At 44.3% G+C, this 26,028-nt stretch carries 25 protein-coding genes; 13 read left to right on the forward strand and 12 right to left on the reverse strand.

The features are described 5' to 3' along the window. Positions 1-127: 127 nt before the first annotated feature. Positions 128-679, forward strand: a complete 552-nt coding sequence (locus tag F6K53_RS02060; RefSeq protein WP_293065706.1) for a calcium-binding protein — start codon at positions 128-130, stop codon at positions 677-679. A 270-nt stretch (positions 680-949) separates the two neighbouring features. Here the strand turns inward: F6K53_RS02060 and F6K53_RS02065 are convergent, their stop codons facing one another. Both F6K53_RS02065 and F6K53_RS02070 read right to left on the reverse strand, forming a co-directional pair. Beyond that, entirely contained in the window at positions 950-1,837 is an 888-nt protein-coding gene (locus F6K53_RS02065; RefSeq protein ID WP_293018191.1) for a metal ABC transporter permease, read from the reverse strand. A gap of 146 nt (positions 1,838-1,983) precedes the next feature. After that, on the reverse strand, positions 1,984-2,802 hold the full coding sequence (locus tag F6K53_RS02070; RefSeq protein ID WP_293065710.1) for a metal ABC transporter ATP-binding protein: 819 nt from the start codon (positions 2,800-2,802) through the stop codon (positions 1,984-1,986). Between the two features lie 319 nt (positions 2,803-3,121). Here F6K53_RS02070 and F6K53_RS02075 point away from each other — a divergent pair, with 319 nt between their 5' ends. After that, positions 3,122-4,099, forward strand: a complete 978-nt coding sequence (locus tag F6K53_RS02075) for a metal ABC transporter substrate-binding protein (RefSeq protein ID WP_293018194.1) — start codon at positions 3,122-3,124, stop codon at positions 4,097-4,099. Positions 4,100-4,218: 119 nt separating this feature from the next. On the opposite strand, the gene F6K53_RS02080 is transcribed toward F6K53_RS02075, so the two are convergent. Beyond that, positions 4,219-5,460 carry a tetratricopeptide repeat protein gene (locus F6K53_RS02080; RefSeq protein ID WP_293065713.1) on the reverse strand — a complete coding sequence of 414 codons (1,242 nt, stop codon included), beginning with the start codon at positions 5,458-5,460 and terminating at the stop codon, positions 4,219-4,221. A gap of 96 nt (positions 5,461-5,556) precedes the next feature. Between F6K53_RS02080 and F6K53_RS02085 the strand changes: the two genes are divergently transcribed. Further along, positions 5,557-7,179, forward strand: coding sequence for a cation:proton antiporter (locus F6K53_RS02085; RefSeq protein WP_293065733.1), 1,623 nt, complete (start codon positions 5,557-5,559; stop codon positions 7,177-7,179). A 228-nt stretch (positions 7,180-7,407) separates the two neighbouring features. Here the strand turns inward: F6K53_RS02085 and F6K53_RS02090 are convergent, their stop codons facing one another. Continuing rightward, positions 7,408-9,759, reverse strand: a complete 2,352-nt coding sequence (locus F6K53_RS02090) for a tetratricopeptide repeat protein (RefSeq protein WP_293039178.1) — start codon at positions 9,757-9,759, stop codon at positions 7,408-7,410. A gap of 170 nt (positions 9,760-9,929) precedes the next feature. Continuing rightward, positions 9,930-11,564 carry a hypothetical protein gene (locus F6K53_RS02095; protein ID WP_293065716.1) on the reverse strand — a complete coding sequence of 545 codons (1,635 nt, stop codon included), beginning with the start codon at positions 11,562-11,564 and terminating at the stop codon, positions 9,930-9,932. A 470-nt stretch (positions 11,565-12,034) separates the two neighbouring features. Here F6K53_RS02095 and F6K53_RS02100 point away from each other — a divergent pair, with 470 nt between their 5' ends. The 5 genes from F6K53_RS02100 to psb29 all read left to right on the forward strand — a co-directional run bounded on the left by F6K53_RS02100 (position 12,035) and on the right by psb29 (position 16,114). Then, positions 12,035-12,841 carry a hypothetical protein gene (locus F6K53_RS02100; RefSeq protein ID WP_293047227.1) on the forward strand — a complete coding sequence of 269 codons (807 nt, stop codon included), beginning with the start codon at positions 12,035-12,037 and terminating at the stop codon, positions 12,839-12,841. A gap of 596 nt (positions 12,842-13,437) precedes the next feature. Next, the gene (locus F6K53_RS02105) at positions 13,438-13,707 is read left to right on the forward strand and encodes a coproporphyrinogen III oxidase (protein WP_293079847.1); all 270 of its coding nucleotides are present in this window, start codon (positions 13,438-13,440) and stop codon (positions 13,705-13,707) included. Between the two features lie 18 nt (positions 13,708-13,725). Further along, positions 13,726-13,875: a hypothetical protein gene (locus F6K53_RS02110; protein ID WP_293025105.1), complete on the forward strand. Its 150-nt coding sequence runs from the start codon at positions 13,726-13,728 to the stop codon at positions 13,873-13,875. A gap of 629 nt (positions 13,876-14,504) precedes the next feature. Further along, on the forward strand, positions 14,505-14,870 hold the full coding sequence (locus F6K53_RS02115) for an STAS domain-containing protein (RefSeq protein WP_293025103.1): 366 nt from the start codon (positions 14,505-14,507) through the stop codon (positions 14,868-14,870). A 449-nt stretch (positions 14,871-15,319) separates the two neighbouring features. Next, positions 15,320-16,114, forward strand: a complete 795-nt coding sequence (gene psb29, locus F6K53_RS02120; RefSeq protein ID WP_293063969.1) for a photosystem II biogenesis protein Psp29 — start codon at positions 15,320-15,322, stop codon at positions 16,112-16,114. Positions 16,115-16,320: 206 nt separating this feature from the next. Here the strand turns inward: psb29 and trxA are convergent, their stop codons facing one another. Then, positions 16,321-16,638, reverse strand: a complete 318-nt coding sequence (gene trxA / locus F6K53_RS02125; RefSeq protein ID WP_293025099.1) for a thioredoxin — start codon at positions 16,636-16,638, stop codon at positions 16,321-16,323. Between the two features lie 163 nt (positions 16,639-16,801). Here trxA and fabG point away from each other — a divergent pair, with 163 nt between their 5' ends. From fabG to F6K53_RS02140, 3 genes are all read left to right on the forward strand, one after another. Further along, positions 16,802-17,566, forward strand: a complete 765-nt coding sequence (fabG, locus tag F6K53_RS02130) for a 3-oxoacyl-[acyl-carrier-protein] reductase (RefSeq protein WP_293041734.1) — start codon at positions 16,802-16,804, stop codon at positions 17,564-17,566. Positions 17,567-17,686: 120 nt separating this feature from the next. Beyond that, complete coding sequence (gene groL, locus F6K53_RS02135; RefSeq protein ID WP_293025095.1) at positions 17,687-19,348, forward strand: chaperonin GroEL; 1,662 nt, start codon at positions 17,687-17,689, stop codon at positions 19,346-19,348. A 240-nt stretch (positions 19,349-19,588) separates the two neighbouring features. Further along, positions 19,589-20,203 carry a hypothetical protein gene (locus F6K53_RS02140; protein WP_293063966.1) on the forward strand — a complete coding sequence of 205 codons (615 nt, stop codon included), beginning with the start codon at positions 19,589-19,591 and terminating at the stop codon, positions 20,201-20,203. A gap of 17 nt (positions 20,204-20,220) precedes the next feature. On the opposite strand, the gene F6K53_RS02145 is transcribed toward F6K53_RS02140, so the two are convergent. From F6K53_RS02145 to F6K53_RS02155, 3 genes are read right to left on the reverse strand one after another with little or no spacing between them, the layout of a single operon-like run. Then, the gene (locus F6K53_RS02145; RefSeq protein ID WP_293025091.1) at positions 20,221-21,333 is read right to left on the reverse strand and encodes a hypothetical protein; all 1,113 of its coding nucleotides are present in this window, start codon (positions 21,331-21,333) and stop codon (positions 20,221-20,223) included. 18 nt (positions 21,334-21,351) lie between these two features. Beyond that, complete coding sequence (locus tag F6K53_RS02150) at positions 21,352-21,510, reverse strand: hypothetical protein (RefSeq protein ID WP_293025089.1); 159 nt, start codon at positions 21,508-21,510, stop codon at positions 21,352-21,354. A gap of 28 nt (positions 21,511-21,538) precedes the next feature. Next, complete coding sequence (locus tag F6K53_RS02155; protein ID WP_293063964.1) at positions 21,539-23,608, reverse strand: prolyl oligopeptidase family serine peptidase; 2,070 nt, start codon at positions 23,606-23,608, stop codon at positions 21,539-21,541. 262 nt (positions 23,609-23,870) lie between these two features. On the opposite strand from F6K53_RS02155, the gene F6K53_RS02160 reads away from it, so the two are divergent. Further along, entirely contained in the window at positions 23,871-24,476 is a 606-nt protein-coding gene (locus tag F6K53_RS02160; protein WP_293063962.1) for a Uma2 family endonuclease, read from the forward strand. A gap of 140 nt (positions 24,477-24,616) precedes the next feature. On the opposite strand, the gene F6K53_RS02165 is transcribed toward F6K53_RS02160, so the two are convergent. The 3 genes from F6K53_RS02165 to F6K53_RS02175 form a co-directional block, all read right to left on the reverse strand. After that, the gene (locus tag F6K53_RS02165; RefSeq protein ID WP_293025083.1) at positions 24,617-24,841 is read right to left on the reverse strand and encodes a type II toxin-antitoxin system HicA family toxin; all 225 of its coding nucleotides are present in this window, start codon (positions 24,839-24,841) and stop codon (positions 24,617-24,619) included. Positions 24,842-24,894: 53 nt separating this feature from the next. After that, positions 24,895-25,077 (reverse strand): type II toxin-antitoxin system HicB family antitoxin, encoded by a 183-nt coding sequence (locus tag F6K53_RS02170; protein ID WP_293046656.1) that lies wholly within the window; start codon positions 25,075-25,077, stop codon positions 24,895-24,897. A 601-nt stretch (positions 25,078-25,678) separates the two neighbouring features. Then, complete coding sequence (locus tag F6K53_RS02175) at positions 25,679-25,819, reverse strand: hypothetical protein (RefSeq protein ID WP_293063959.1); 141 nt, start codon at positions 25,817-25,819, stop codon at positions 25,679-25,681. Between F6K53_RS02175 and F6K53_RS02180 the strand changes: the two genes are divergently transcribed. Beyond that, positions 25,808-25,999 (forward strand): hypothetical protein, encoded by a 192-nt coding sequence (locus F6K53_RS02180; protein ID WP_293063957.1) that lies wholly within the window; start codon positions 25,808-25,810, stop codon positions 25,997-25,999. The two genes, F6K53_RS02175 and F6K53_RS02180, sit on opposite strands and share 12 nt — an antisense overlap. The last annotated feature ends 29 nt before the right edge of the window (positions 26,000-26,028 follow it).

Consider the following 26,028-nt stretch of genomic DNA (forward strand, 5'->3'; position numbering starts at 1 on the left):
ATTGGAGGCTGAAAAACACAGCAGTTTTTAGATACAGCCTCATACACCACCTCAGATGTAACTTCAGATACAACCGAGGTGTGGGTTACATAGCAACTGAGGATTCCTTATTAAGGAGGAAACATCAATGAATTCTATCAATATTATCACGGGAACAGCAGGCAATGATAACCTGTCCGGCACTGTCGAAAACGATTATATTAACGGTTTCGATGGCAATGACACGATCTCTGGTGCTGAGGGAATTGATACCCTTGTCGGCGCTAGTGGTAATGATCTGATCTACGGTAGTTCACAGCAGGATTGGATTTACGGTGGTAGCGGTAACGATACCATCTTCGGCAGTGAGGGTGATAATCAACTCTTTGGTGGTTCTGGTGATGACATCATCTATTCTGGCTCTGGCGATGATTACATTAATAGTGGCAGTGGTTACGACACCCTGTGGCTAGGGGGTGGTGAGGATCGAATTGTCCTCAACACCGGGGATGGATTTGATACCGTCAACAACTTCCAGCTTGGTCTAACTACCTTTGATGTTGCCAATCCTTATCATCTGAGCATCGTTGATGGTCAGGATGGTGCTGAAATCTTTAGCGGCGGAGACCTCCTGGCTGTGGTGAGTTCGACTCAAGCTAGTACTCTCTACGACAATTTCAATGAGGTGTTTGTCTACTAGGGTTTTTCTGTAAGCCTGCGGTAGAGCAAAGCTTGCCGGAGCATAAAATCATTTTTTTGCAGAATTATTGTTAGATGAGGAGAGGAAGATCACCGAAGTATAATTAGGTGATATTCCTCTTCTTTCCCTTGTTGCGATTTTCACCAATGAATGATATTATGTCCAGATAATTAGTAAGAAAAAACCATCTCCGATTAAATCTTACTCCCTTCCTTCACCATAACTGCCTTCCTTTTTGGCCGTGCGCGAACCACAATCCCATACCATATATCAACGCCACAACCTCTTAATTTCCTGCCAAATTTGTGATTGTCCTAACTGAGTATTTGGATGAGTTAAAACTCCCTGACTGGGACTAAATAAAAATGCCAGCATAAATAAACCAAAAGCTACTAAAACAATTGCTGGTCCAGAAGGCAGATTAAAAAAATAACTCAGGTACATACCAGTAATACTAGCTACTACCCCAAGGGCTGAACCCAAAATCATCATCTGGTGTAACCGATGGACTAATAAGTAAGCTGTTGCTCCTGGTGTGATTAACATCGCTAGCACCAAGATCACTCCAACTCCTTTGAGGCTAGCGACAATGGTCAAGGCAATCAAAATCATCAGACCAAAGTTTAGCAAGTTGGTTGGTAAACCTGCTGCTTTTGCCCCTAAGGGATCAAAGGTATAATACATTAATTCTTTGTACAGCAGGAGAATAATTGATAGTACAATCGCGGTGATAATGGCTGTATTGATAACTTCTTCATTGGTGACACTCAGAATATTACCGAATAGGAAGTGATTAAGGTCAATTTTGTTATCTTTCTGAATCACGGTAATTAAGGTGATGCCTAGGGCAAAGAAAGCGGAAAACACAATCCCCATGGCGGCATCTTCTTTAATTTGCGATCGCGTCCGGATCCAAGTAATCACGACAGTGCTAACCACCCCAGCAATAAAGGCTCCCACAAAAATGTCAGCACCGATCATAAATGCGATCGCTAATCCCGGTAGTACAGAATGACTGATAGCATCTCCGAGTAACGCCAGTCGCTGTACCATGAGGTAGCTACCAACTGCCGCACAAACGATGCCCACTAATACCGCAGTAATTAGCGATCGCTGCATAAACCCATAGTGCAACGGCTCAATTAAAACCTCTAACATATAGCATTTTTAGGTGATATCTTAACATAAGATTGATGGTAAAAGGGAACAGGGAACAGGGAACAGGGAACAGTATAAAAGAGCAATAGTAATATTTTTTTGTGCTATCATAAATCAGCTTTAGCATGCATGGCTTTTGCCTTCTTTCACTTTACAGCAACTGGATCTAACCAAAAAACGACTTGACCACCATAAGCCTGTTGCATATTAGCTGCACTCAATACCTCTTGCCTAGAGCCACTAGCAATTAACTCCCGATTCAACAAAATCAAATCATCAAAATTAGTCATCGCTTCTCCCAAATCATGGTGAACTACTAGCACAATTTTTCCGGCATCGGCGAGTTGATGGAGGATAGTAAAAATTACAGCTTCAGTTTTTTTGTCAATACCAGCCATCGGTTCATCAAAACAGAATATATCTGCTTGTTCAGCTAATGCTTTAGCCAGAAAGACGCGCTGCTGCTGTCCTCCCGATAGCTGTCCAATCGGACGATTGCGGTAATCACTCATGCCAACTTGTTCAATGGCATCCGCTGCGATCCGCCGGGATACCGTGGAAAAGCGACGAAACCATCCTGTTTTCCGGACTCTACCCATTAGCACAACATCCCAGACAGTGGCGGGATAAGTCCAGTCAATTTGCGTCCGCTGTGGCATATAAGCCACATTTTCTAACTTTTCTATCAACGGTTTTCCCTGATACATAGCAAAGCCCGTGGCAGTGGGAACTAACCCCAGCATGGCTTTCATCAAAGTACTTTTCCCTGCACCATTCGGACCAATAATTCCGGTTAATCGTCCTGGTTTGATCTCACAGTTGATATCCCTGAGTGCTTCTACTAAGCGGTAGTGTACACCCAGTTGCCTTAGGGTAATGGTTCCTGTCTGGGACAGATTGCTATATCCAGCTTGGTGTTTCCTCTTGGGAGAAGCAAGGTGATCAACCGAGGCAGCATGTGGCATAGAGGGTTCCGGAAACAAAAAATGATACAAATATGAAAATAGTTTATCATGAAAAATGAAAAGAATATGATAGGATTTATGCTGCAAACCCACTTTGTTAGCCATGTAGCGCCTTCATGAGGCGGTTTCCAGGCCAGTTGCTCATGGTGCATGGGTCTGTGTGGGTCACCTGGGTCCGCACCTTGAAAGCCCCGTGGAACGCCAGTTGCTCATGGGGGTTCCCCCCATGACCGGGCTGGATCGCTGTTTCAATCCCCTGAATTCCTTCGTGGGGTATTTTTGAATTTTGAATTGATAATTTTGAATTGGAGCGAAGCGGTTGAGAGTAATTATTCAGTCTCACAGTAGAAAGCGCCAATGGTGGCTGACAGTAGTAATCATTTTAGGAGTCTGGATCAGTGGGTGTGATACCACCGGAACAAACCAGAGTGGTATTGATGGCGATGATAAGCCCAATGTAGTGACCACTAGCACTATCATTACCGACTGGACGAAACAAGTAGGAGGAGATGAAATTGAACTGACGGGTATCCTAAAACCCGGAGCAGATCCCCATGTCTATGAGCCAGTCCCAGCAGATACTATTGCGTTGGAACAAGCTAATCTGATTTTATACAATGGCTACAATCTGGAACCAGCACTAATTAAGCTGATTAAGTCTGCTGGGGTTAACATCAAGAGCTTTGCGGTTGGGGAAGTGGTGTCACCCTTGGATTTTGAATACGAAGGAAAGAAGGAACCGGATCCTCATGTTTGGGGAGATGCTAAAAATGCGATCGCAATGGTGAATGCCATTCGGGATCAGTTGATTGAACTCTCACCAGAGGACAAGGAAGAATTTACCAAGAATGCAGCACAGCTAACTGCTGAATTAAAAAAGCTTGATGCTTGGATTCTCCAGCAGATTCAAACTATTCCTCAGAAGCACCGCTACCTAGTCACAACTCATGATGCTTTTCAATATTATGCTAGTGCCTATGGGATACCAGTAGCTGGAAGCTTAATTGGCATGAGTACTGAGGAACAACCCAGTGCTCAGACTGTCAAGGGTTTGGCAGACGCTATCAAAAAAATTGGGGTTCCGGCGATTTTTGCTGAAACCACGATCAACCCAGCTTTGATCAACACTGTGGCCCAGGAAGCTGGGGTGAAGTTAGCCCCACAAGAATTATACTCTGATTCCTTAGGTGTACCAGGTAGTGAAGCTGATACTTACATCAAAATGTTAATCACTAATACTCACACAGTTGTGGAAGCATTAGGAGGGAACTATCAAACGTTTAATCCAGTTGACTAATGTAGTTGACTAATGCAGTTTACTACTTTCCATAAACTTGTTTTAGTTTTTAATAATTTAGCTCCCTGCTCTCTAGATTCTAGCAAAGGTAGACGAAGATATAAATACCATGGTCAGATCTATGGATTAATTAGGTCTTGGAACCGTTGCTCGTCTTTAATCATGTCAAAATCCGCATCAATATTAATGATAGACTTAAGTCTATCATTCAAACTCATCGCTTGTTCTAAACTGGCAATTGCTGAGTCAATCTCACCGTTTAAGGCATAATAACAAGCTTCGTTGTAGTAAAGATTAGATGAATTTGATTTTACCTGCCGTACTCTTTCCAAACTGTCCCAGGCTTCTTGATAGCGACCAAGTTTGATCAAGGCATAGGCTCTATGGTTCCAAGCATGATGAAAATCTGAGTTGAGCTGAATAACCTGATCATAGGAAATCAGTGCTTTTTCATAGTGTTCCATGTATCTGAGAGTATAACCTTGTCCAAACCAACTCCTAAAGTTGTTCGGATTAATTTTAATCGCCTCGGCATGGGCAGCGAGGGATTCTTCATATCGCTTTAATCTCTGCAGGGCTTGGCCTTTTCCTGACCAAGCCACATCGGAATCTGGCTGGAGCTGAAGCGCTTTTTCATAGGATGCGATCGCATCTTCATAGCGATTTTCAATCCAGAGAGCGTGCCCTTGATTGATATAGTCATCAACTGTTAAGTAGAGCTGGGGATTAGCAGACTTTAAGGACTCCAGCTGTTTAGTTAGCTCTTCTAGTTTTTGTTGGACTTCTGGAGCAACAAATTCTTCTTGGATAATGGAGGGAGTAATTCGAGAAATTTCGTTAAAAATCTGCTCTTTCTCATGTTGAGCAGCCACAACTAGATGCTGGAGTTGAGAAACAAAATCAGATTTAAGGGTTTCCAGCTCCTGCTTAAAAGCTTCAACTTGTCGTTTTAATTCCGTAGTGACTTCAGCATCAATTTGCTCTTTTATTTTTTGTTCAGCTTCTTCTTGGAATTGCTTTTGCGTCTCAGACACTAATTGGTTGATGATGCTACGACGTAGCAATAGCACTGCCAGACTAGTAACAATAGGAATGGCGATTAGTACTGTAATTAAAAGGTTAAGCAGGTTAATCGTCCAGTCAAAGGTTCGATGAACTTCCGATTGGATCTGATTGCGAATTGTGTAACTTTTCTCTAGATGATCATTAATTAACCTTTCCACTTCCTCCCGTTGTTGGTTCGACAGTAGTGGAGTCGGTGGTGTAGCGTTAGGAAATGATGAATTAGGTTGAGCAATTGCCCCCTCAACTGATAGCAGTAAAGTAGCCAAAGTAATAGCAAGGTTAGGCTGGATTTTCATAACAACTGATATCAAGTATTGCCAATCCGAATCAACTGTGTTTTCATAATTGAGCGACAAGTAATTACATTTTATATACGAGCGCGAACATTTCGGATGTTAGGCAGTACAATTTGGATCTTATTGATGGGCTTTTTTGGGGGTCAACTTGCCCGTCGGTTGGGAGCACCTCCTTTGATTGGTATGATTGTGGTGGGTATCCTGATCGGACCAGAAGTGGGGGATGCGATCGCACTACAAGTCCTAGTTATTGCTGATGACCTACGCACCTTCGCAGTTATGGTCATTTTAATGCGGGCAGGACTAGGATTGGATATTGAGAAACTCATGGAGCAAGGAACTGTTGCGGTAAGGTTAGGCTTTTTGCCCGCCATCACCGAAGCGATCGCAGTAGCTGTTGCTGCCATGATACTGTTTAATTTCGATTTTCCCACTGGATTACTCCTAGGCTGTGTAGTCGGAGCAGAATCCCCCGCCGTGATTGTGCCAGGAATGCTGCGACTCAAAAGTTTAGGCTGGGGCGTAGCTAAAGGGATACCAGATGTGATTCTAACTGGGAGTGCCTTATCCGATGTTTTAGTATTGCTACTCTTCAGTTTGATGGTGAATTTCTTGGCACAAGGAACCATCAACAGTAATGCTCTCCAGTTCCTGCCCCTGCAAGTTCTAATCCAGGTCGCCCTTGGTGTCTTAATTGGATATATCGCTGCTCAGTTAATTATTTTTATAATAACCAAACAAAAGTGGACCGAAACTATCGTCCAAGATACCTTAATTACCGCAGCACTTGCCTTATTGTTGGTAGTGTTAGCTAAAAGTATGCCATACTTTTCTGGCTATTTAGCTACCATGGCAATGGGATTTTTCCTAATACAATTAGACCCTCCCTTAGCACGACGCTTGCGAGTAGAATTTAACCATCTGTGGGTGGTAGCAGAGATTATTCTATTTGTCTTGATGGGAGCCAGTATTCAACTGCGGGTATTAGAAACAACCCTGTTACCTGGCATTTTAATCCTAGCCATTGGGTTATGTATCGGTCGGATGGTCGGGTGGTATCTCTCCACATTGGGCAGTAATTGGACTTGGCGAGAGAAACTGTTTTTGTTGCCCGGAAACTCCGCAAAAGCCACAGTACAAGCAGCCATTGGTGGTATTCCCTTGAGTCAAGGGCTAGAAGGAGGTCAGACAATTTTAGCGATCGCAGCCCTCTCAATTTTGATTACCGCACCCCTAGGGGCTTGGGCAATTCCCACCTTTGCCCCTAAACTCTTATCCCAAGACCCTGTAGACCCCACCAAAGTAACCGTTGCCTCTCATACTCTGCTACTAGCCGCTGTCGATACCTCCAGTTTAGCCACCCACGTATTAACTAAAGTAGCAGATTTAGCAAGACGAAGTAATGGGGAAGTTATTGTTTTACATGTGATCACCACATCAAATCAGTTAGAAGTCAAGCAATTAAAGAACCAAACCAAACGCTTGCTCTTAGATATTCGGCATCAGTTTATTACCGTAACCGGTTCGATTCCCGAAGAAATTGTTCGCATAGCCCAAGAGCATCAAGTAACAGATATTGTGCTCGGAAAACGGGGACATCAACCCTGGCAGCAAGTTCGGATCGGTTCCGTATCTCAGGCAGTGTTAGAAACCAGTCCAATTCCAGTAATTTTGGTTGAAGAAGTAGAAATAAACAAAGTCAATTATCCTAGCAAATAACAACTATTGTAGTGATCGAAATGCTATCAGGTGCTAGGCTTTAATAAGGACTAAAACCTAACACCTAAAAGCTAACACCTAAAATCTAACATCTTGCCCTAACCCTAAAAACTAAATTAACAGGGTATTAGTACTTAAGCTATCAGCTATCAGCTAATGCGCGTAGCGCAATCGGTGATTTTGAATAAAATAAGCTGAGCGCTGACGGCTGACTGCTGAATACTTACATTAGTACCGCTCCCAATAAGGCTGAAAACCTCGCCGTTTCAGAATATCTACCTCCAGCCGCAGGATGCGATTATCGAGCTTAGGATTAGCTGTCCCTGTAGACTCTTGCTCTTCCGAGTTGAGTCCTTCAAACCGTTGGAGGGCTGTAAACGGAAAATCTTGGGCAACACTTAATTCAGCCAAATTTTGGCGAGCCGATAAATTCTTTGGCTCCAGTTCTAGTATCTGTTTATAAAACCCCGTTGCCTTAGCATAGTGCTGTTGAGTAAAGCTAATCCCTGCCAAAGCTAGTAAGGCACCAATGTTATCAGACTCCCGTTCTAAAATTTCTTCGTAAGCGTTGCTAGCTAATCGCAAATCCTTCAATCCCATAGCCAATTCTCCCTGCACAAAATAGGCATCAATATTATCAGGATTATCCGCAATCCACTCAGCTATTTCAGCTTTAGCTAACTTAGGCTCTCGCTGTGCTAAAACCTGTAGTCGTCGCAATTGTACAGGAGCATTATCTGGTGAGACCTCTAGTAGAGTAATGTACAGGGTTTCTCGTGCTGGGTCAGCAGGCAAAGCACCCACCAAACTCAACAATTCCGGCGGTGGATCAATAGAAGGCTGAGTCTGTAGCCATTGATTGAGTACCCCTTCCGCTTCCTCTTGGTCAATACCTTTAGTTTGATATGCCACACTAGTACGCCCCAGCTGGGCTAATAAATCATTGGGATCGCGAGATACCAGCTGGTCATAGATAACCAGAGCTTTCTGTGGATCACCTTGGGCAATATAGATTCCCGCTAACCCCCGCAAAGCACCATTGAACAAATTATTATTTGGATTACTCTGAATAATTCTCTGATACCGCTGGATACTAGCATTAAGATTTCCCTGGCGACGGTCAATCTCTGCTAGCAATAATTCCGTACTCTGGTCCGATCCACCAGTAGACGTTGCCCTGTAACTATCAATCGCACTTGTTGCCTGGGCTAGTCGATTCTGCTTTATCAAAATCTGAGCAACACGGAAATGCAAAAACGGTACATCTACCCCTGTAGCCAGCAAATCTTGGTAAACACTCAGCAGTTCTGGCTCAGGAGGGTCTAGACGCAACAAAGCTTGGGCTAAATCTCGCTGCTGAGCTGGTTCACTCGGTAGAGTTTGGGTTATCTCAAGCAACCGCTGTCGCCGTTGAGTTCCGGATAACTGTCCCAATTTACCTTCTAGAATAATCTGCTTCACCAACAAGCTTTGGTTATTCGACTTCACCAACAAGCTTTGGTTATTCGACTGCTCCTCGGTCAACTGCTGATAAAGCTGTAGAGCTGAGGCCCACTGGCTTGGTACCTCACTCATCACATCAGCCACTTCCCTGACTAAAGCAACAGATGGCTTTGGTTTTGAGGCCAGTACCTGACGGTAGAGAGTAACCGCGTCTTCGGTTAGGTCAGAGCGACTCTCACGACGACCAATTTCTGAAAGGGCCCGGGCTAAGGGTAAAGCCGCCTCATCCCTCCCTCGCAACGGTTCTAAGACAGACAAAGCTTCTGTCAGTTGCCCAGAAGCTTGATAAGCTTGAGCTAAATCAGCCCGTAGATAGCTATCATTGCCATAGAATTGGGAAAATTGATTGAGCTGAGCTTCCAATACCTGTACCGCCTGAGCAGGATTCCCAGTTTCCCGTAGAGCCAGAGCATAGGCTCCCGCTGCATTTCCCGGAATCGGCTGACCGTTAGCTTGGTAACGATCAAATAGCTCTAGCCCTTGCTGATAGTCACCACTGTAGGTATAGATTTGAGCAGCACCAACAATGATTTCTGGTGTAGGATTGCTCTCCAGCACAATTTCATAATCAGCTAGGGCTTCCGGAAAACGACCTTGGTAGCCCAGCAGTAAAGCCCGCTGAGCACGAACACCAGTATCATTAGGAGTTAGGTTTAATAAAGTGGTTAGGGCTTCAATCCCATCCGCCTGCCATTCAGCACGATAACCTCCCAATTCTCCTACCGCTTCCAGAGCCTCTTTATTGTTTGGGTCGATGGCTAGGACTTGTTGATAAGCAGCCCAAGCATCGGCATCTCGCCCTGCTCGCTGATACGCTATCGCTAGACCTAACCTCCCTTCCTTCGATTGGGGAGAGCCTTTTAGAGCTTGTTCAAAGGTTGCGATCGCATTATCTACCCATCCTTTCTTTAACAGATCGTAACCTCGGCGTACAGCAGAAGTAACTTGTGCTTGGAGCGCTGGTACCACCGATTCAACTGGGCTGAAGATTAATACTCCTGCTAACCCAAAAACCATCAAAAAGACCCACCAACGCTGCCAGTATAAATTTTTTTTGCCAAGAGAATCGTTATTCATTGGTCAAAAGCATGAAGGATAAACTATCAAGCATGAAGGATAAACTATCAAGGATGAACTATCAAGGATGAATCAGTGTTTATGTTCTATCTATGTCAGCAATTCTATTAGCGAGTAGCTTGAAAAACCTATTACTCATTACTCAGGACTGATTACTGAGCACTCAGCACTCAATCCCACAGATCACTCACATCAAAATCAGCCCTGACTCGAACACCAAGAATTGTATCTGAAAACTCATCTCGTCCTTGCAAAGTCACACCTGCACGCACATTAGGTGAAACACGCACGTCATAGAACAATTCCCAAACATCTGGTACTTTATTACCTTGGTCCCGGCGCAAGTCATCATTAGACAATTGCCGACCATAGCCAAGCCCTAGTCGGTCATCATCCATAAACAAATCTAAGAAGTTCAGACCCACACTGTAGGTATCCCCGCTTTTATCTAAATCAAGATTTTCGTACCAACCATAGCGCCCAAACAGTCCCATCTTGAGGGCAGGAATATATAGTTCTCCGTTAATACCGTAAGCTTGTTCGCGGTCAGAGGACTTCGGACCAAACTCGTTATCCCCTCGGTTCAAAGAAAAAATTTCCTGGAATCCATCTTTCTGAGCATCCCGAGCCGATAGGTAAGTCCCCCGAATGATTGCTGTACCTACCCGGAAAGCTAGCTCTGAAGAAAACCCATCAAACGCAAAATCATCCAGGTCTCGGTCTGAAGAAAAGCCCGCAGCTCTTACTTCCAGGTTGTCGGTTAGATTCCAGTTGAGCAGTACCCCCGGACGAGACGCTATACCTGCTGCTGCCAGAGCAGGATTCGTCTGAAACACCGGGTTAAAGAAATGGGTCGTACTATCTTTAGCAAAGCTATTGCGGTCAAAATAAGATGTCAAATCCATTAGACCAACCACAAAGCGCAGATTAGAATAGCTAGGCACAGAAGTGGTAAAGTAAAGTTCATTGAGACTTAATCCCGTTTCCTCGGTGTCGGAAAAGCCCTCCCCAGTGGTGAGGTCAACTGTGGCACCAAACAAAGCATGGGGAGAAAGGGGATAAGTTCCTTGCAGCCGTAGTCTCGCTGATGTGTCTTCCTGATTCACCAAGGCACCTTGTACGTTTAGGGTCGGAGCTAACGGGTTATCATCCTTAGGGTCAATCTCTGGAATTAATTGACGCTCTGGTGCTTCCTCAAAGTTGGTTTGTGCCAGCTTCTTAGGCTCAATCGATACCCAATCATCTTCACTGGGGTGGAAGTTCTTAGGGTCATATTGCTTGGATAAACCTACAGTCCTATCAAAGTCCCTCAGGCAGCTTTCGTTTGTGTAGCCACAACCAAATTCTTGTCCGCTACTAACCGAGTAGTATTGGCTGTTCGGGTTTGCTTGAAACCTAGCCCTCATCCTCGTGCATGAATCCTTAACAGCCCAGTCCTCCTGGGCCTTTTCAGACAAATTTGTAGAGTTGAACCTGTCCAGCCGGTCTTGGTCTGTGTTGCTCCAGACATTATTCTGTGATGGTTTCGAGGTTTCGCTCTTAGGGCTAAGAGGTTTTTCCGAAACAATTTGATCCGGAAGACTAAGACATAGCCCCGAAAAATGAGCATAGGCTGGTTCTGTTTTCAGACTAGCAACACCTAACAAAAGTGATAGGGTGATCGGGGCTATAAAACCCCATTTGGCTAAGGGGGAAGTCGAGGCAATGGATAATAAGAAGTAACTTAGCCCAACCGAACGCTTTAAGGCGCTCATACTTGGTTGATTAGGATCAATAGCAATAGGGATTTGATTTATGTCTATCATGAGCACCACAATCAATTAAATATAACTGTGCTTAGTTCACATTTATAGGGAATAAACGTTGTTTTACCAGCAGATAAAATATTATCCGTTTTTTTTTCGGTATAGATAATTATGTAGGTTATATAATTACGAAGCTTGATTACTTTGTTCAAAGTATTAGGGTGAATTTTATATCACAAGGTTTGGTAATTAATCCATGTTATTATACCAAGGCTAATAGACTTGATATCACTCTCAAATTCATACAACAAAAAAAATAAATAATTGCTTATTAGGAGATAGTTAACGCCCAATTATTCATCATATAAATAATAGATATGGTTGAAATAGCCGCCTGAAACCATAACATAAAAAAATTAAATCAATAAATAAAAATTAACCAGAGTAAACCTTAATCAGTTTTATTTGATTAAAATAAAATTTAACCTGTTAAAATTTTATTTAATGACATTTTTATGCAAGTATCGGCTATGCACAAAACCTTTATTTTTATTTGGGCAAAAAAAATAGTCAAACAAAATCTGACCCATTTGTTGAAAAGGGTATTTAGCATCTTTATACTCTTACTATTAAGTACTGGATGCACCCAGATTCCATTACCAGGACGGCAATTAACTAATCGATTACTCCGTCAACCTCCCGAAGCAATTTTTCAGCTTACGGTGACCAAATCAGACCGTCCAGGGATCTACACCGTAGCAGGAACCACGAATCTTCCGGAGGAAATTCCCATCACGGTAGCAGCGATTCGCTATTTGCACCCTAATCAACAGCTCTCTTTCAACAGAGACGCAAATTTTATCTATTCAATTCTGGCTTATCAAAATGTCGATGTAAAGAAGGGAAGATGGCAGACCGACTTGAAACTATGGCAAATTGCACCAGACGGTCAGTTTCAAGAAGTCTGGCAAATGGATCAGTCCAAACTTGGCTTATCACTAAAACCAGCAGAGGAAGTAACCTTCCTAGCCACCCTCACCCCCAAAGAGTCCCTCTGGGAACTAGAAGAGGAGTTAAAGAAGCAGCGAATAACCCTAGCAAGCAGCCTGATCAACAATACATCTGATGGTCAACGGTATGTCCAGGCACGTCAAGTTCTGTCCGTTGCCTTACCCACCGGTCAGACCAAACCACCTGAACCTAGACCTGAGGATATTAATCATGGCTGGGGCAAGCGGTATCTGCTGCTACCAGAACCACCGATTATTTATAAGCTTGACAAGCCTAATCAACGTCGAATCGATGCTCCCCTTTCAACTCCTGAGTTTTTACAATGATATCTAGTTTAAGGAGTGATGGAGTAGGGTGGGCAATGTTTTGCCCACCCTACCCATGGAGTCTGTGCGTAAGTCCTGATCTAGTTTAAGGAGTGATGGAGGGATGGAGTGATGGAGTGATCACTCCATCCCTCCGTTCTTGTGCTTAGACAAAAAATAGTGTGGAAAGGGAATTTTCCTGACCCGTTCATCCCCTCAACTGTTCATCCGCTCACCCCTTGAGAGTAGTGATACTAATATCCCCCATCACAACACACTGGCAAGCTAGACGTGCATGAGGATTGTCTGGAGCTAACACATCAAGCAAATCCTGCTCATCAAAGGAGAGCTTATACGTCCACCCATCCCTTTAAAGGCAGCTAATGTTTTATCCATATCCTTAGGTTTGGTTGACCTAGGACAGTGAAAAACTGTTTCGCCCATTAGGGCTAATTCTGTCTTATTACCAATAGTGTTAAAGGCACGAACGTGGTAACATTCTTGATTAGTTTCAACATCTAGCCCATGGCAGATAACTTCGTAATCATCAAAGGGTAAGAAGCAGGGTAATTGCAGCTATTTTGTATAAATTGTACTTGACAAAATAGGTATTTAACATAGTCAGTGATAGGACTAGACAACTCTTCTGGAATGAAGGACACTACAAACAGATGGAATCAGTCCCTTTCNATGTAGAATTTAACCTGGTGTATGACCGAGGCACAATTTTTGGTCTGCAAACTAACGGGCGTACTGAATCCATCCTGATGTCCTTACCCCCCTTGGTGCGTTGGGAATACGGTTACCAACCTGAGCCCAATACACCAGAAGCCGAACTCTATGAGACATTCCTCAAGCCTCAAGACTGGGCGAACTGGACAGCTTAAACTGTTGTCAGATCACTTATGGCAATACTAGGATGGTTCGACGTACGCATTCAGCTATCAGCCGTCAGCTATCAGCCGTCAGCTGAAGTAACTCAGCATTATTCCAATGCTTACCTGTTTTATTCACAAGCTGATAGCACCTCAAGTAGCATGGCCTACGGCCAATGACTGATACGCGACACGCTAATAGCTGAATGCTGAATGCTGAATGCTGAATGCTGAATACTGAATGCTGGAGCAGTGGGGGAAGATAGAATAGAAATCCTGGATTCATCCCCCTCATTCGACTATCCTGTCATTTTTCCCATTGTCTTGATGCACTCGCTCGCCATCATTCCCTTCATCCTCAGTTCCTCTGACCAGATTTGTGCAACAATTTGGATACGCTCCCTTAAATTTCACCAATCCCTCTAAGCTAAACTAGCTTGCAGTGAGTAGCTCGATGAGCCGAATCACATAGGGCTTGGTTTAGAATAGGTCTTCCCGGCTTAATTTGTTAGTCAGGGCGTATTAATAAAAATCACGAGGAGTTTTTTCAGTCGGCTGGGAAGCAGTCAGGGACTACAGGTGGCGATAGTCCTACAGGTGCCCTTGACCCATTAAGAATTAAATTCGCTCAAGGTGCGCGCCTCCAAGGGCGCGAGGGATTGCTCGCGCCCTTGGGTCGCACCTATCGGCTTTCGCCGACGCGGGGCGCGAACGGGCGCGCACCTGAATCGTTCGGGACGCACTCTGAAATCTTAATGATTAGATTTGGTATGGTTTCAATCAGCGGTAGCTGTGACAAGGAGGTGCTGATGGTTCATATCGATCAGAAAACTCATACTACTGAAGATGGTACAAATGTGATTGTTTTGAAACCGATTGGACGCCTGGACATCACTACAGCTTGGCCCTTTCGTCTGAAATTGCAAGAGTGTATCTCCCAACTGCGAAGGCATGTAGTGGTTAATCTGAGTCAGGTTGACTTTATTGATAGTTCGGGTTTGACATCCTTAGTGGCTGGAATGCGAGATGCTGACAAAATTAAGGGCAGCTTTCGCATTTGTTCTGTTCATCCAGACGCCAAGCTTGTGTTTGAAGTCACTATGATGGACACAGTGTTTGAAATTTTTGAAACGGAGGAAGAAGCCTTAGATGGTTTATCCAGTATCGCCACCTGAATAGACATCTGCGACCGATTAGGTTTCAGATTAAGCTGGGCTTGGCTTGGGTGAATCTTTTTCCACAGATGTCTGATCAGAGGGTGTTATAATAGCAAAGGTGCTTATTGAACCGACAGACTAAAAGGGCTTGGATGCTACTAGCGGCAGCTCGGGGAAAGAACTTGGCTGAGCTTTGTAAAAATAAGTCCACAGCAAGTTGAACTCAAAGAAATAAAACGACCTGCGGGAGGCGGGTTGCAGCCAGGGTAGTAGGGGAACAAAGCCTTTAGCTCCTACTGCGGGAGTGAGTGCGACAGAGCAAAACCTCCGGACGTTGATTAAGACCAATCTGGCATCAGCGGATGAAACTGGAAACCCCCACCATCATCTTGGATTTGGTGGTAGGTACTTCATGGTAGACAATAAGACAATAACAATAATATAAAGCTTCAATTCTGATCTGCCTTGTGAATACTGTTCGCACAGTCTCGGATACTAAACGGGATTTTTACACCTATCACACTCGCCCCATCAACTCTATTTACCGACGTGTAGTGGAAGAGTTGATGGTAGAGATGCATTTGCTGTCGGTTAATGTCGATTTTAACTACGACCCCATCTATGGCTTAGGTGTGGTGACATGCTTTGACCGGTTTATGCAGAGCTATCAACCGGAACATGATAAAGAATCAATTTTTAATGCTCTGTGTCAAGCAGTCGGAGGTGAAGCTCAGCAGTACCAGGAAGATGCCCAAAGGCTCAAAACCAGCGTAGAGTCTATGTCTGGGCAAGATTTGATCTCCTGGTTAAGTTCCCCAACCTCTGAGAATGGGACTGGGGATTTGGCTACCACTATAGCTGCGATCGCACAAAATTCTCAGTTTAAGTACAGCAGATTGTTTGCCATTGGTTTATTTTCACTACTAGAGCAGGCGGACTCGGAGTTAGCTCAGGATCAAAAACAGCTCGAAGAGGTACTTAACAAAATTAGCAGTGGATTAAACCTTCCTTCCGAAAAGCTAAAAAAAGACTTGGAGTTGTACCGCAGCAACCTGGAAAAAATGGCACAGGCTCGGGTAGTGATAGAAGATGCCATTCAAGCTGATCGTAAAAAGCGGGAGGAGCGTGCTAAAGAGAAAGAAAAATCAGCGACACCTAGCAGCGATGCGACCCCATCTGCCCAAGAAGAATCGGATTCCTCTTCGGATTCTTCTTCCGATGCCTCTTCCGATGCCTCTTCCGATGAAGCCCCGTCTTCCTAGCTAGGTTTTTTGGTCTAGCACGCTGATATCCCCCGGATAAATCCCAGATAAATCAGGGGGGCTCATCCCATTACCCTGGGAAAAAAGGTCAAAGAGCAAGGTACGTAAGCAATCAGCAATCAGCAATCAGCAATCAGCAATCAGCAATCAGCAATCAGCTGATAATCTCAGTCCTGCTATCAACGACAATCTCACCCCTAATTATCTTAAATCAAAGCTTGTAATAGTGGAATAAGGTCTTCTGCTGGTCTGAACCCCTCTATCCGTTGTTGAGGCTGACCGTTTTTAAACAGTACCAAGGTTGGTAACGCCTCAATGCCATACTGGGAGGCTAGCTGGGGGTATTTGTCCGTGTCAATTTTTACAACTTGCAAACGATCTTTGAGCTCAGCCTTGACCTGTTCTAGGATAGGAGCCATCATCTGACATGGCCCACACCAAGTGGCATAGAAATCTACCAACACCGGCACATCTGAGCCAGATAATAATTCTTGGAATGTTTTGAACTGCTTTTTAACGGCCATGAGCAAGAAAACCTTTCCTAGTCCTTCTGCTCGATTCTAGTCCAAAATCTTTGGGATTGTGTGATAGCTGGATTAACCAAAGATTCCGGTAAAGTTAACTTTGGAGGAAACCTTTACTGCCCACAGGACAAAATCAGGCAGGATAGAAAACAGTTCAAGGTTTATGGAAACATTACAGACATCTGCGCAACAATTAAGCGATCGCATAGCCATCGTGACCGGTGCCTCGCGAGGAATTGGTCGAGCTGTGGCCCTGGCCTTAGCTGGGTCAGGGGCAAAGGTTGTAGTCAACTACGCCAGTTCCAGTACTGCAGCTGATCAGGTCGTAGGGGCTATCATGGATGCTGGGGGTGAAGCCTTAGCACTTCAGGCTGATGTGTCTCAAGCTGAACAAGTCGATGCCCTAGTTAAAGGGACTCTCGAAAAGTTTGGTCGTATAGACGTGCTAGTGAATAATGCTGGGATTACCCGCGACAACTTGTTATTGCGGATGAAACCCTCAGATTGGCAGGCAGTAATTGATCTGAACCTGACTGGGGTATTTTTATGTATCAAAGCAGTGAGCAAACTGATGCTCAAGCAAAAGTCTGGTCGGATTATCAATATTGCTTCCGTGTCAGGACAGATGGGAAACCCTGGTCAAGCCAATTATAGTGCTGCCAAGGCTGGTGTGATTGCCTTGACCAGAACCGTTGCCAAAGAGTTTGCTAGTCGTGGCATTACAGTCAATGCCGTAGCTCCCGGTTTTATTGACACTGATATGACCAGTGACCTTAAGTCAGAAGCCATTATCGAGCATATCCCTCTAGGTCGTTACGGTCAGCCAGAAGAAGTAGCTGGGATGGTGAGGTTTTTGGCAGCTGATCCAGCTGCTGCCTATATCACTGGACAAGTGTTTAATGTCGATGGTGGTATGGTTATGGCTTGAACCCCCCGGCACGTCGGTGTTTCAAGTTCTTAAAAGTTCAAAATTGTCAGACGAATTAGCACTCTTCGTGTAAGAGTGCTAAATTTGCTAATGGAGACACAAAGCAAGTTCAAACAACCTATGGCAAAAATCGTTTCGTTTGACGAAGAATCCAGACGTTCATTGGAGCGGGGGGTCAATGCCCTAGCTGATGCTGTACGTATTACCCTTGGTCCAAAAGGTCGTAATGTGCTTCTGGAAAAACAGTATGGGGCACCCCAGATTGTCAATGATGGTATTACCGTTGCCAAAGAGATTGAACTGGAAGACCCCTTAGAAAATACTGGCGCTAGACTAATTCAAGAAGTCGCATCCAAGACTAAAGACGTTGCTGGGGATGGCACTACCACAGCTACCATTCTGGCTCAAGCCATGATTCGGGAAGGTCTTAAGAATGTCGCAGCTGGGGCAAATCCTGTAGCTGTGCGCCGAGGAATTGAGAAAACTGTTGCCGAGCTGGTCAAAGAGATTGAGGCAATGGCACAGCCGGTTCAGGGAACTGGGATCGCTCAAGTTGCTACAGTCTCCGCCGGTAACGATCAAGAAGTGGGTGACATGATTGCCCAAGCCATGGAAAAGGTCACCAAAGATGGTGTGATCACCGTTGAAGAATCTAAATCCCTCTCCACCGAATTAGAGGTAGTGGAAGGGATGCAGATCGATCGGGGTTATATTTCCCCTTACTTCGTGACCGATAACGAACGGATGACAGTGGAATTTGAAAACCCTTGCATCCTGATTACCGATAAAAAGATTAGTGTTATCCAGGATTTGGTACCGATTCTGGAAAAAGTAGCTCGTGCCGGTCAACCGTTGCTGATTATTTCCGAAGATCTAGAAGGAGAAGCCTTGGCAACTCTGGTGGTGAATAAGGCTAGGGGTGTATTGAATGCTGCAGCCGTCAAGGCACCAGGATTTGGCGATCGCCGCAAGCAAATGTTACAGGATATTGCAGTTTTGACCGGTGGTCAGGTGATATCCGAAGACGTTGGTTTGAGCCTGGATACTGTTTCCCTAGATATGCTAGGAAATGCTACCAAAGTTAGCATTGACAAAGACAGCACCACCATTGTAGCTGGTGGTCAAACTAAGGGAGATGTAGAAAAGCGAGTTGAGCAAATCCGCCGCCAGCTAGCAGAAACTGACTCCGAATACGATAAGGAGAAACTGCAAGAACGGATTGCTAAACTGGCCGGTGGTGTAGCAGTGATTAAGGTTGGTGCGGCAACTGAAACAGAACTCAAAGACCGCAAGCTGCGGATTGAAGATGCCCTCAATGCTACTAAAGCTGCGGTAGATGAAGGGATTGTTCCTGGTGGTGGTACAACCCTGATTCGCTTAATAGAAAAAATTCCTGCAGTGGCAAATGGCCTAGAGCAGGAAGAGAAAGTTGGTGCAGGTATTGTAGCCAAGTCATTAGAAGCTCCCCTGTGTCAGATGGCGGATAATGCTGGTGTTGAAGGTTCCGTAATTGTGGAGAAAGTACGGGAGAGTACTGGTAACGTTGGCTATAATGCTGCTACTGACACCCTTGAAGACTTGATTGTTGCAGGTATTATTGACCCTGCCAAGGTAGTACGCTCATCCCTACAGAATGCTGCGTCTATCGCTGGTATGGTCTTGACCACAGAAGCCCTGGTGGTAGAGAAACCTGAACCTAAATCCGCTGCTCCTGCTCCCGACATGGGCGGCATGGGCGGCATGGGCGGCATGGGTGGCATGGGCGGCATGGGCATGATGTAGTGCCATGATCTAGTGCCATGATCTAGTGCCATTAGCTAGTCTCTTGCTTTGCTAGCATAAAGCCTTGAAGCAGCTTGTCCGTTAGGACAAGCTGCTTTTTGATTCGTCATTAGTAATGGCGTGAGTCAATCTTGGGTAAACTTATTTATGGAGTATAATTTACCAATAATTATCCAAACTGTACTTATCCCCCGTTACGAATAAAACCTTCAACTACTATTTTTAAGAGGTTTACTATAAATGGATAACGACCAAAACTTGCTAATTCTGACGATTTATATAATCGGTGTTACTTACGTTTTGTACAAAGCTTTCCAGGAAATAGACAAACTCATAACCGTTGAGGTAGACTCTGATGCTATCAATCAGCAACTGGAAAAGAAAGAACTTAATGATTTCATGGAAGTCAACTTTGGCTTCGATCCTAGCTATAAATTGGATGAGTTAAAGGATCTTAAACTGACTGTTAAAAATAAAACCAACGAGAATCCTGTTTATATTGAAATAGACTGGGACAAGAGTCTGATAACTGACTTAGAAAATAATGGAAGACCCATGGTTTGGGTAAACTCTGATGATATGGAAGAAGCCCCCAAAAGCCAAGACGTTGGTAAAATTCGTCCTGGTCAAAATTGCGAATTTAAGCTGAGCGATGAAAAGATTAAAGATGCCTTATTTCCGGAGAAAGACTTGAAGAATGTGATTAAAAAGGGTGGTAAATTTAATCTCCAATTATACTTCAAGATAGAGGAAGCAAATACTGGAAAAAGCAGTTCGTGCTACTTACCCTGTAGGTTTAAACCTATCAAGTTAGACTGGACCGAGGCTATAGTTCTTGCCTTGCAGCCTAAATAGGGCTAGCAGTTGGGAGTCTATTTAGAGGATTTTGGTTTTTCTCCAGTATTACGAACGTTGACCAACTTATTTAGTACTTCAAACCAAAAGGGGGCTCCCATACAGATCGCGATCGCACTCAAAATAATCCCTACAACGAATTTGAAGTAAACCCAAGTCAAACCCAGCTCTCTGGGAAGATGATTGGGTTCTTCAAACTGCTCTACAAGATTAGTTTCTCCCCAGCCAATGGGAAGGAAAGCTAGGTCATCTACAGCTGAGGTGATACTATCATAACAGTCATTACTGTTTGATTCTTGCTGTAAACAGGCACCGGTTTCATTAACAATCCTATTAGTGACTTGATTGACAGCAGCTCTTACACTGTGGTTTTTATAGAATTGATTGCTGATATTGATGGTATCGATATTCAAGGCTAGGGAAATCACTAATCCAATTAAAAAAGATATGGCTTTAGACTGACGCTTGTATACCCCGGCAGCTCGTGCCATGGATTCGTCAAACCATGTTGCTAGTTCTTCTTGGAGTTTTTTCAGGTCTTTGTTTCGGTCAGAGTATTCAAATTTGGCTTTATCAATCAGGGTTAAAAGAGTTATATTTAAGTCTTCAGGAAGTAAATTTTTTATCTTCTCTTCTTCAAGGGCTGTTTTAAAATTGTCCAGGGTAATTTCGGCATTATTTTTGAAGGTTGATGCCTGCTGAACAATGGTCATGATTAAAGCGGTGGCAAAGGTATCTGATGGAATATAGGAAGGGCCACTAACCTTTGAGTTAGATTTTGACTTTAATTCATTTTTGTTATCTAGGTCTTTGGCTTCGTGATTAACTGATTTAAGCAACGGATTTTGATAGATTTTTTTTAAAAGCCGTTTGGTCTTTTTTAAATTGTTAATCTGATCAACGGTTACATTAACTGATTCTCCATCTGACTCATCGACCACATCTTTCAGGGTTAGATTTTGTAACTGAATCCCACCATTAATTAAATTTTCGATAGCCCTCTGTAAGTGTTTAGTCCGCCATTGTAAAACGCTAGCGAGATATTCTTGGATTTCAGAGGCTAACAGACTGGTGATCAGGTAGACAAAAAATAAGCCAAGGGCAACGTTTAAAATAGCAGATAAGTCCATGATTGACCAGCAGTCTTGTTAAAAAGAACAGCAAAGGGAACAGGAACCCACCCCTAACCCCTCCCAGGAGGGGAACAGGGAGTAGGGAGTAGGGAGTAGGGGAAAAAAATTCTCACAATCCCTACAGGGATCCCTATATCCTATCGTGAACTGTGTCCTAGATCCTAGCCTGAACATCCTAGGCAAATTATGGTCTATTTACTCTCTAAACCTCTACCTCTAGGGTTCTGAGTAAGAACGCCCACTTATCAGCAATCTCCTCAATTATCTTACTGGTGGGCTTCCCTGCACCATGTCCTGCTTTGGTCTCAATCCGGATTAACACTGGTTGTTCCCCTTCATGGGCCTCCTGTAAGGCTGCCGCAAATTTGAAACTATGGGCAGGGACAACCCGGTCATCATGGTCAGCGGTGGTAATCAGGGTAGGGGGATAAGCGGTTCCTGGTTTGAGATTGTGTAATGGGGAATAGGCGTAAAGGGCTTTAAATTCCTCTGGGTGATCTGGGGAACCGTAATCGGAACACCAGGCCCAACCAATGGTAAACTTATGGAAGCGCAACATATCTAGTACTCCCACCGCTGGTAGGGCTGCACCGAATAAGTCTGGACGCTGAGTCATGCAAGCACCGACCAATAATCCCCCATTGCTACCGCCTGCGATCGCAACTTTCTTGGGTGAAGTGTACTGAGCACTAATTAGCCACTCCGCTGCCGCTATAAAATCATCAAATACATTTTGCTTGTTGAGTTTTGTGCCAGATTGGTGCCAATCTTCCCCATACTCACCGCCACCACGGAGATTGGCAACAGCATAAACACCTCCCATTTCCATCCATACTAGATTGCTAATGGAGAAATTGGGGGTTATCGAGATATTAAAGCCGCCGTAGCCATAGAGGTAAGTGGGGTTATTGCTATCTAACTGCAATCCCTTCTTGTGGGTGATAAACATAGGCACTTGGGTGCCATCTTTGCTAGGGTAGAAAACTTGTTTGGTCTCGTAGTCATCGGGATTAAAGTCTACCTGGGGCTGCCGGAAAATAGTACTTTCCCCACTTACCATGTCGTAGCGATAGATGGTTGCAGGGGTGGTGAAGCTGGTATAGGTGTAGAAGGTTTCAGTATCATAACGTAACCCATTGAAACCACCAGCGGAACCAATACCAGGTAATTCGACTTCCCGCACAAAGGAACCATCCAGGTCAAAAATTTTGATGGAGGAGTGAGCATCTTTGAGGTAATCGGCCACAAATTGGTTGTTGAGTAAGCCTACAGCTTCTAGGGTTTCATCCGCTTGGGGAATTACTTCTTGCCACTGTGCCTGAGCAGGATGATTAGTATCTATGGCAATGACTCGACTGCGAGGGGCATCTAAGTCTGTGCGGAACCAAAATACTGATTGATCATTGTCGATGAAGCTATAGCTGGCATCAAATTCTTTAATGAGTTCCACAACGGGGGCATCTGGGTCTTGCAAATTTTTATAAAACACCAGATTCTTGGGGTCAGTACCCAGGAAGACTGTAATGATCAGATAATTACCATCTTCAGTGACTCGACCACTAAAACCCCATTCTTTCTGGTCAGGGCGCTCATAAATGAGAATATCCTCTGACTGGGGTGTTCCCAGCTTATGGTAATAGAGCTTTTGATAATAATTGAGGTCTTCTAACTTAGTGGCTTCATTGGGTTCATCGAAGCGGCTATAGAAGAAACCTTGATTGTCGTGAGTCCAAGATGCCCCAGAAAACTTTACCCACTTAATCTGATCCGAGAGGTCAAGACCGGTTTCTACTTCCCGCACTTGCCACTCTTGCCAGTCAGAACCAGACCTAGACAGACCATAGGCCAGCAGCTTGCCATCTTTACTAATGGCTAAACCTGATAGGGCAACGGTACCGTCTTCTGAAAGGGTGTTGGGGTCAAGTAATAGGGTTGGTTCAGCATCGAGGGAGGTCAAGGTGTAGAGAACACTTTGGTTCTGGAGACCATCGTTTTTGAAATAGAAGTAGCGATCGCCTTTTTTAAAGGGAGTGCTATATTTCTCGTAATTCCATAGCTTGGTGATGCGCTGCTTAAGTGTTTCCCGTGTTGGTATTTCGCTGAGATAACCAAAGGTGACTTGATTCTGTGCTTCTACCCAAGCCTTTGTTTCCTCTGAATCTGGGTCTTCTAGCCACCGGTAAGGGTCAGCAACTAGAGTACCGTGGTAATCATCGACTTGGTCGGATTTGCGGCTTTTGGGATAGTTCAGGGGTTGACTGGTAGATGGCATGGTGGCAGATGGTGAAGCAGCTTTTCTAGTGTAACGTTTCTATTCCCTAGGTCGAGGTTGGAGGACATGGGCAGCTATGGAGCTGTCGCGAATTGAGCTAAAATCTTAGTAGAGCGATAAGCATTGCTGACGGGCGGAATGACTATGAGTGGGGTGGCTATCCTGCCTGCGGTGGAAATTGTAACCGGCAAGATGCCGGTTCCACTAAGATGCTGGTTCCACCAAGATGCCCGTTACGGAACGCAAATCGCGCCTGATAATTATGACTGGATCGATCACACCACAACTAGCAACGCCCTTAGAGCTCAAGACTCGTCCGGCTTTTGATATGAGTGATGAGGAATTCTTTGCTTTTTGTCAGCTTAATCGGGAGTTACGGATCGAACGGGACCAAGATGGAAGGCTTATTATTAGCACTCCTACAGGAGGGGAAACTGGCGGTCGCAATTTTGATTTGATTGTTCAGTTTGGCATTTGGGTATGCCAAGATGGTACAGGAAAAGGTTTTGATTCTTCTACTGGCTTTATACTTCCCAATGGAGCCAATCGTTCTCCTGATGTTGCTTGGGTCAAGCTAGAGAGGTGGGAATCCCTAACTAAAGAACAACGAAAGAAGTTTGTACCCCTATGCCCGGATTTTGTGATTGAGCTGCGTTCTGGGAGTGATCGCCTGGAAAACTTGCAAGACAAAATGGCAGAGTATAGGTCAAATGGGACTTTGCTCGGTTGGCTGATTGACCCAGATCAGCGCCAAGTTTATATTTATCGTCTTGGGGCGGAAGTTGAACAGCTGGATAATCCAGCGACGGTGAGTGGTGAGCCAGTTTTACCTGGGTTTGTGCTCAAGATGGATCAGATCTGGGATTGAGGAGCCTACCCAAGATACGTTCAATTTTTGCGATCGCGTAGCGTGACCTACGGTCAATCGCTTTTAGCGGCTCTTTTGGAGCATCGCGAAGCCTAGCCCTTTGGGCTAATCGCCGATCTTGTAGTGGACTGACACAGCCATCACAACAATTCCCTGAATTCCTCACGACTAAGCTGAGTGTCACGCAAGATTTGGGACAATAAACCACGTCCAATGGTTTCACCAGAATGTACCGGGATAACTGTTCTACGTCCGTCATCATGAATTAAAATATGGTTACTTCCACGTACCCTCGCCACTGTAAACCCTGCTTTCTCCAGTGCTGCGATAATTTCCCGTCCAGTTACATTTGGGAATTGACTCATACTTCCACGTCCTCTCGCTGTACACCAAAGAAGTCAAGGGAATTTTCTAGATTTTATTCAAATTCCAAACAAAGGGCGTTCGCGTAGCGTGGCCTACGGCCAATCGCTTCTCGAATACGCTCCATCAATTCATCCAAAGATTTTGCTTGGGTATGACACCCTTTAAGAGTGGGAACAGAAGCTACAAAGTAGCCATCAGCATCGCGCTCGATAATTACATTAAATTCTCGACTCATTTTTGATTTCAATTTATTTACTAAAGATAGTATTTATTGCTGAACAAAATTTACTATAAATTAATAGTATAGCATTTCCCAAATAGATGAGGTACTTTTGTTCTGGGTTTTAGTGCCTACGCAAAGCCTAGCCCTTTGGGCTAATCTACGATATTGTAGAGTGCGCCCTCGACAGGGTAACGCAGCAAGCGCAAAAGAGTAAAAAATTCCAAATCTTAACCAAACCAGCATCATTAGCACCGGTGGGTTGCTGAACAGCTGGGATTGATGATCGTGATTTTTCTGCCATCATGGAAGTAACTCCTACTTGGTTGGGAGGAAAGCCGCGCTGGTAGTTATTAACGGTTCTGACCAGCGCGGCTATTAGTATCGGTCGTCACCTTCTATAGTATAGATAACTCCTCGAAAAAATGCAAGGGTTAAATGAATAATGTTTAAATTTATTTACAACTATTATAATTAGCCATTTATAGACTCATTTATGTGTAATTTAATTTGACATTTTTTTAAAATTTACTGATATAAAAAGGGAGCTTATGATATAAAATTAGGGAGCATAGAGTAGGTAAGAGTTAAAGTACTAAAAAGCCTGTCTACATCATTAGAATAAAATGCGTTCGCGTAGCGGCTCAATGCTCACGCATCGCATCCAATACCCGTACAAGATAATGCGATCGCATCCAATACCCGTACAAGATAATGCGATCGCATCCAATACCCGTACAAGATAATGCGATCGCATCCAATACCCGTACAAGATAATGCGATCGCATCGAGTGCTCGACCAGATTACGCGATCGCATCGAGTGCTCGACCAGATTACGCGATCGCATCCAGTGCTCGGCCAGATAATGCGATCGCATCCAGTGCCATACAATATCATGGGTCAGCAGTCAGCTATCAGCTCATACCTGACTTCTGACTTCTGACTTCTGACTTCTGACTTCTGAC

Source organism: Moorena sp. SIO4A1 (assembly GCF_010672065.1).
Taxonomy (GTDB): Bacteria; Cyanobacteriota; Cyanobacteriia; order Cyanobacteriales; family Coleofasciculaceae; genus Moorena.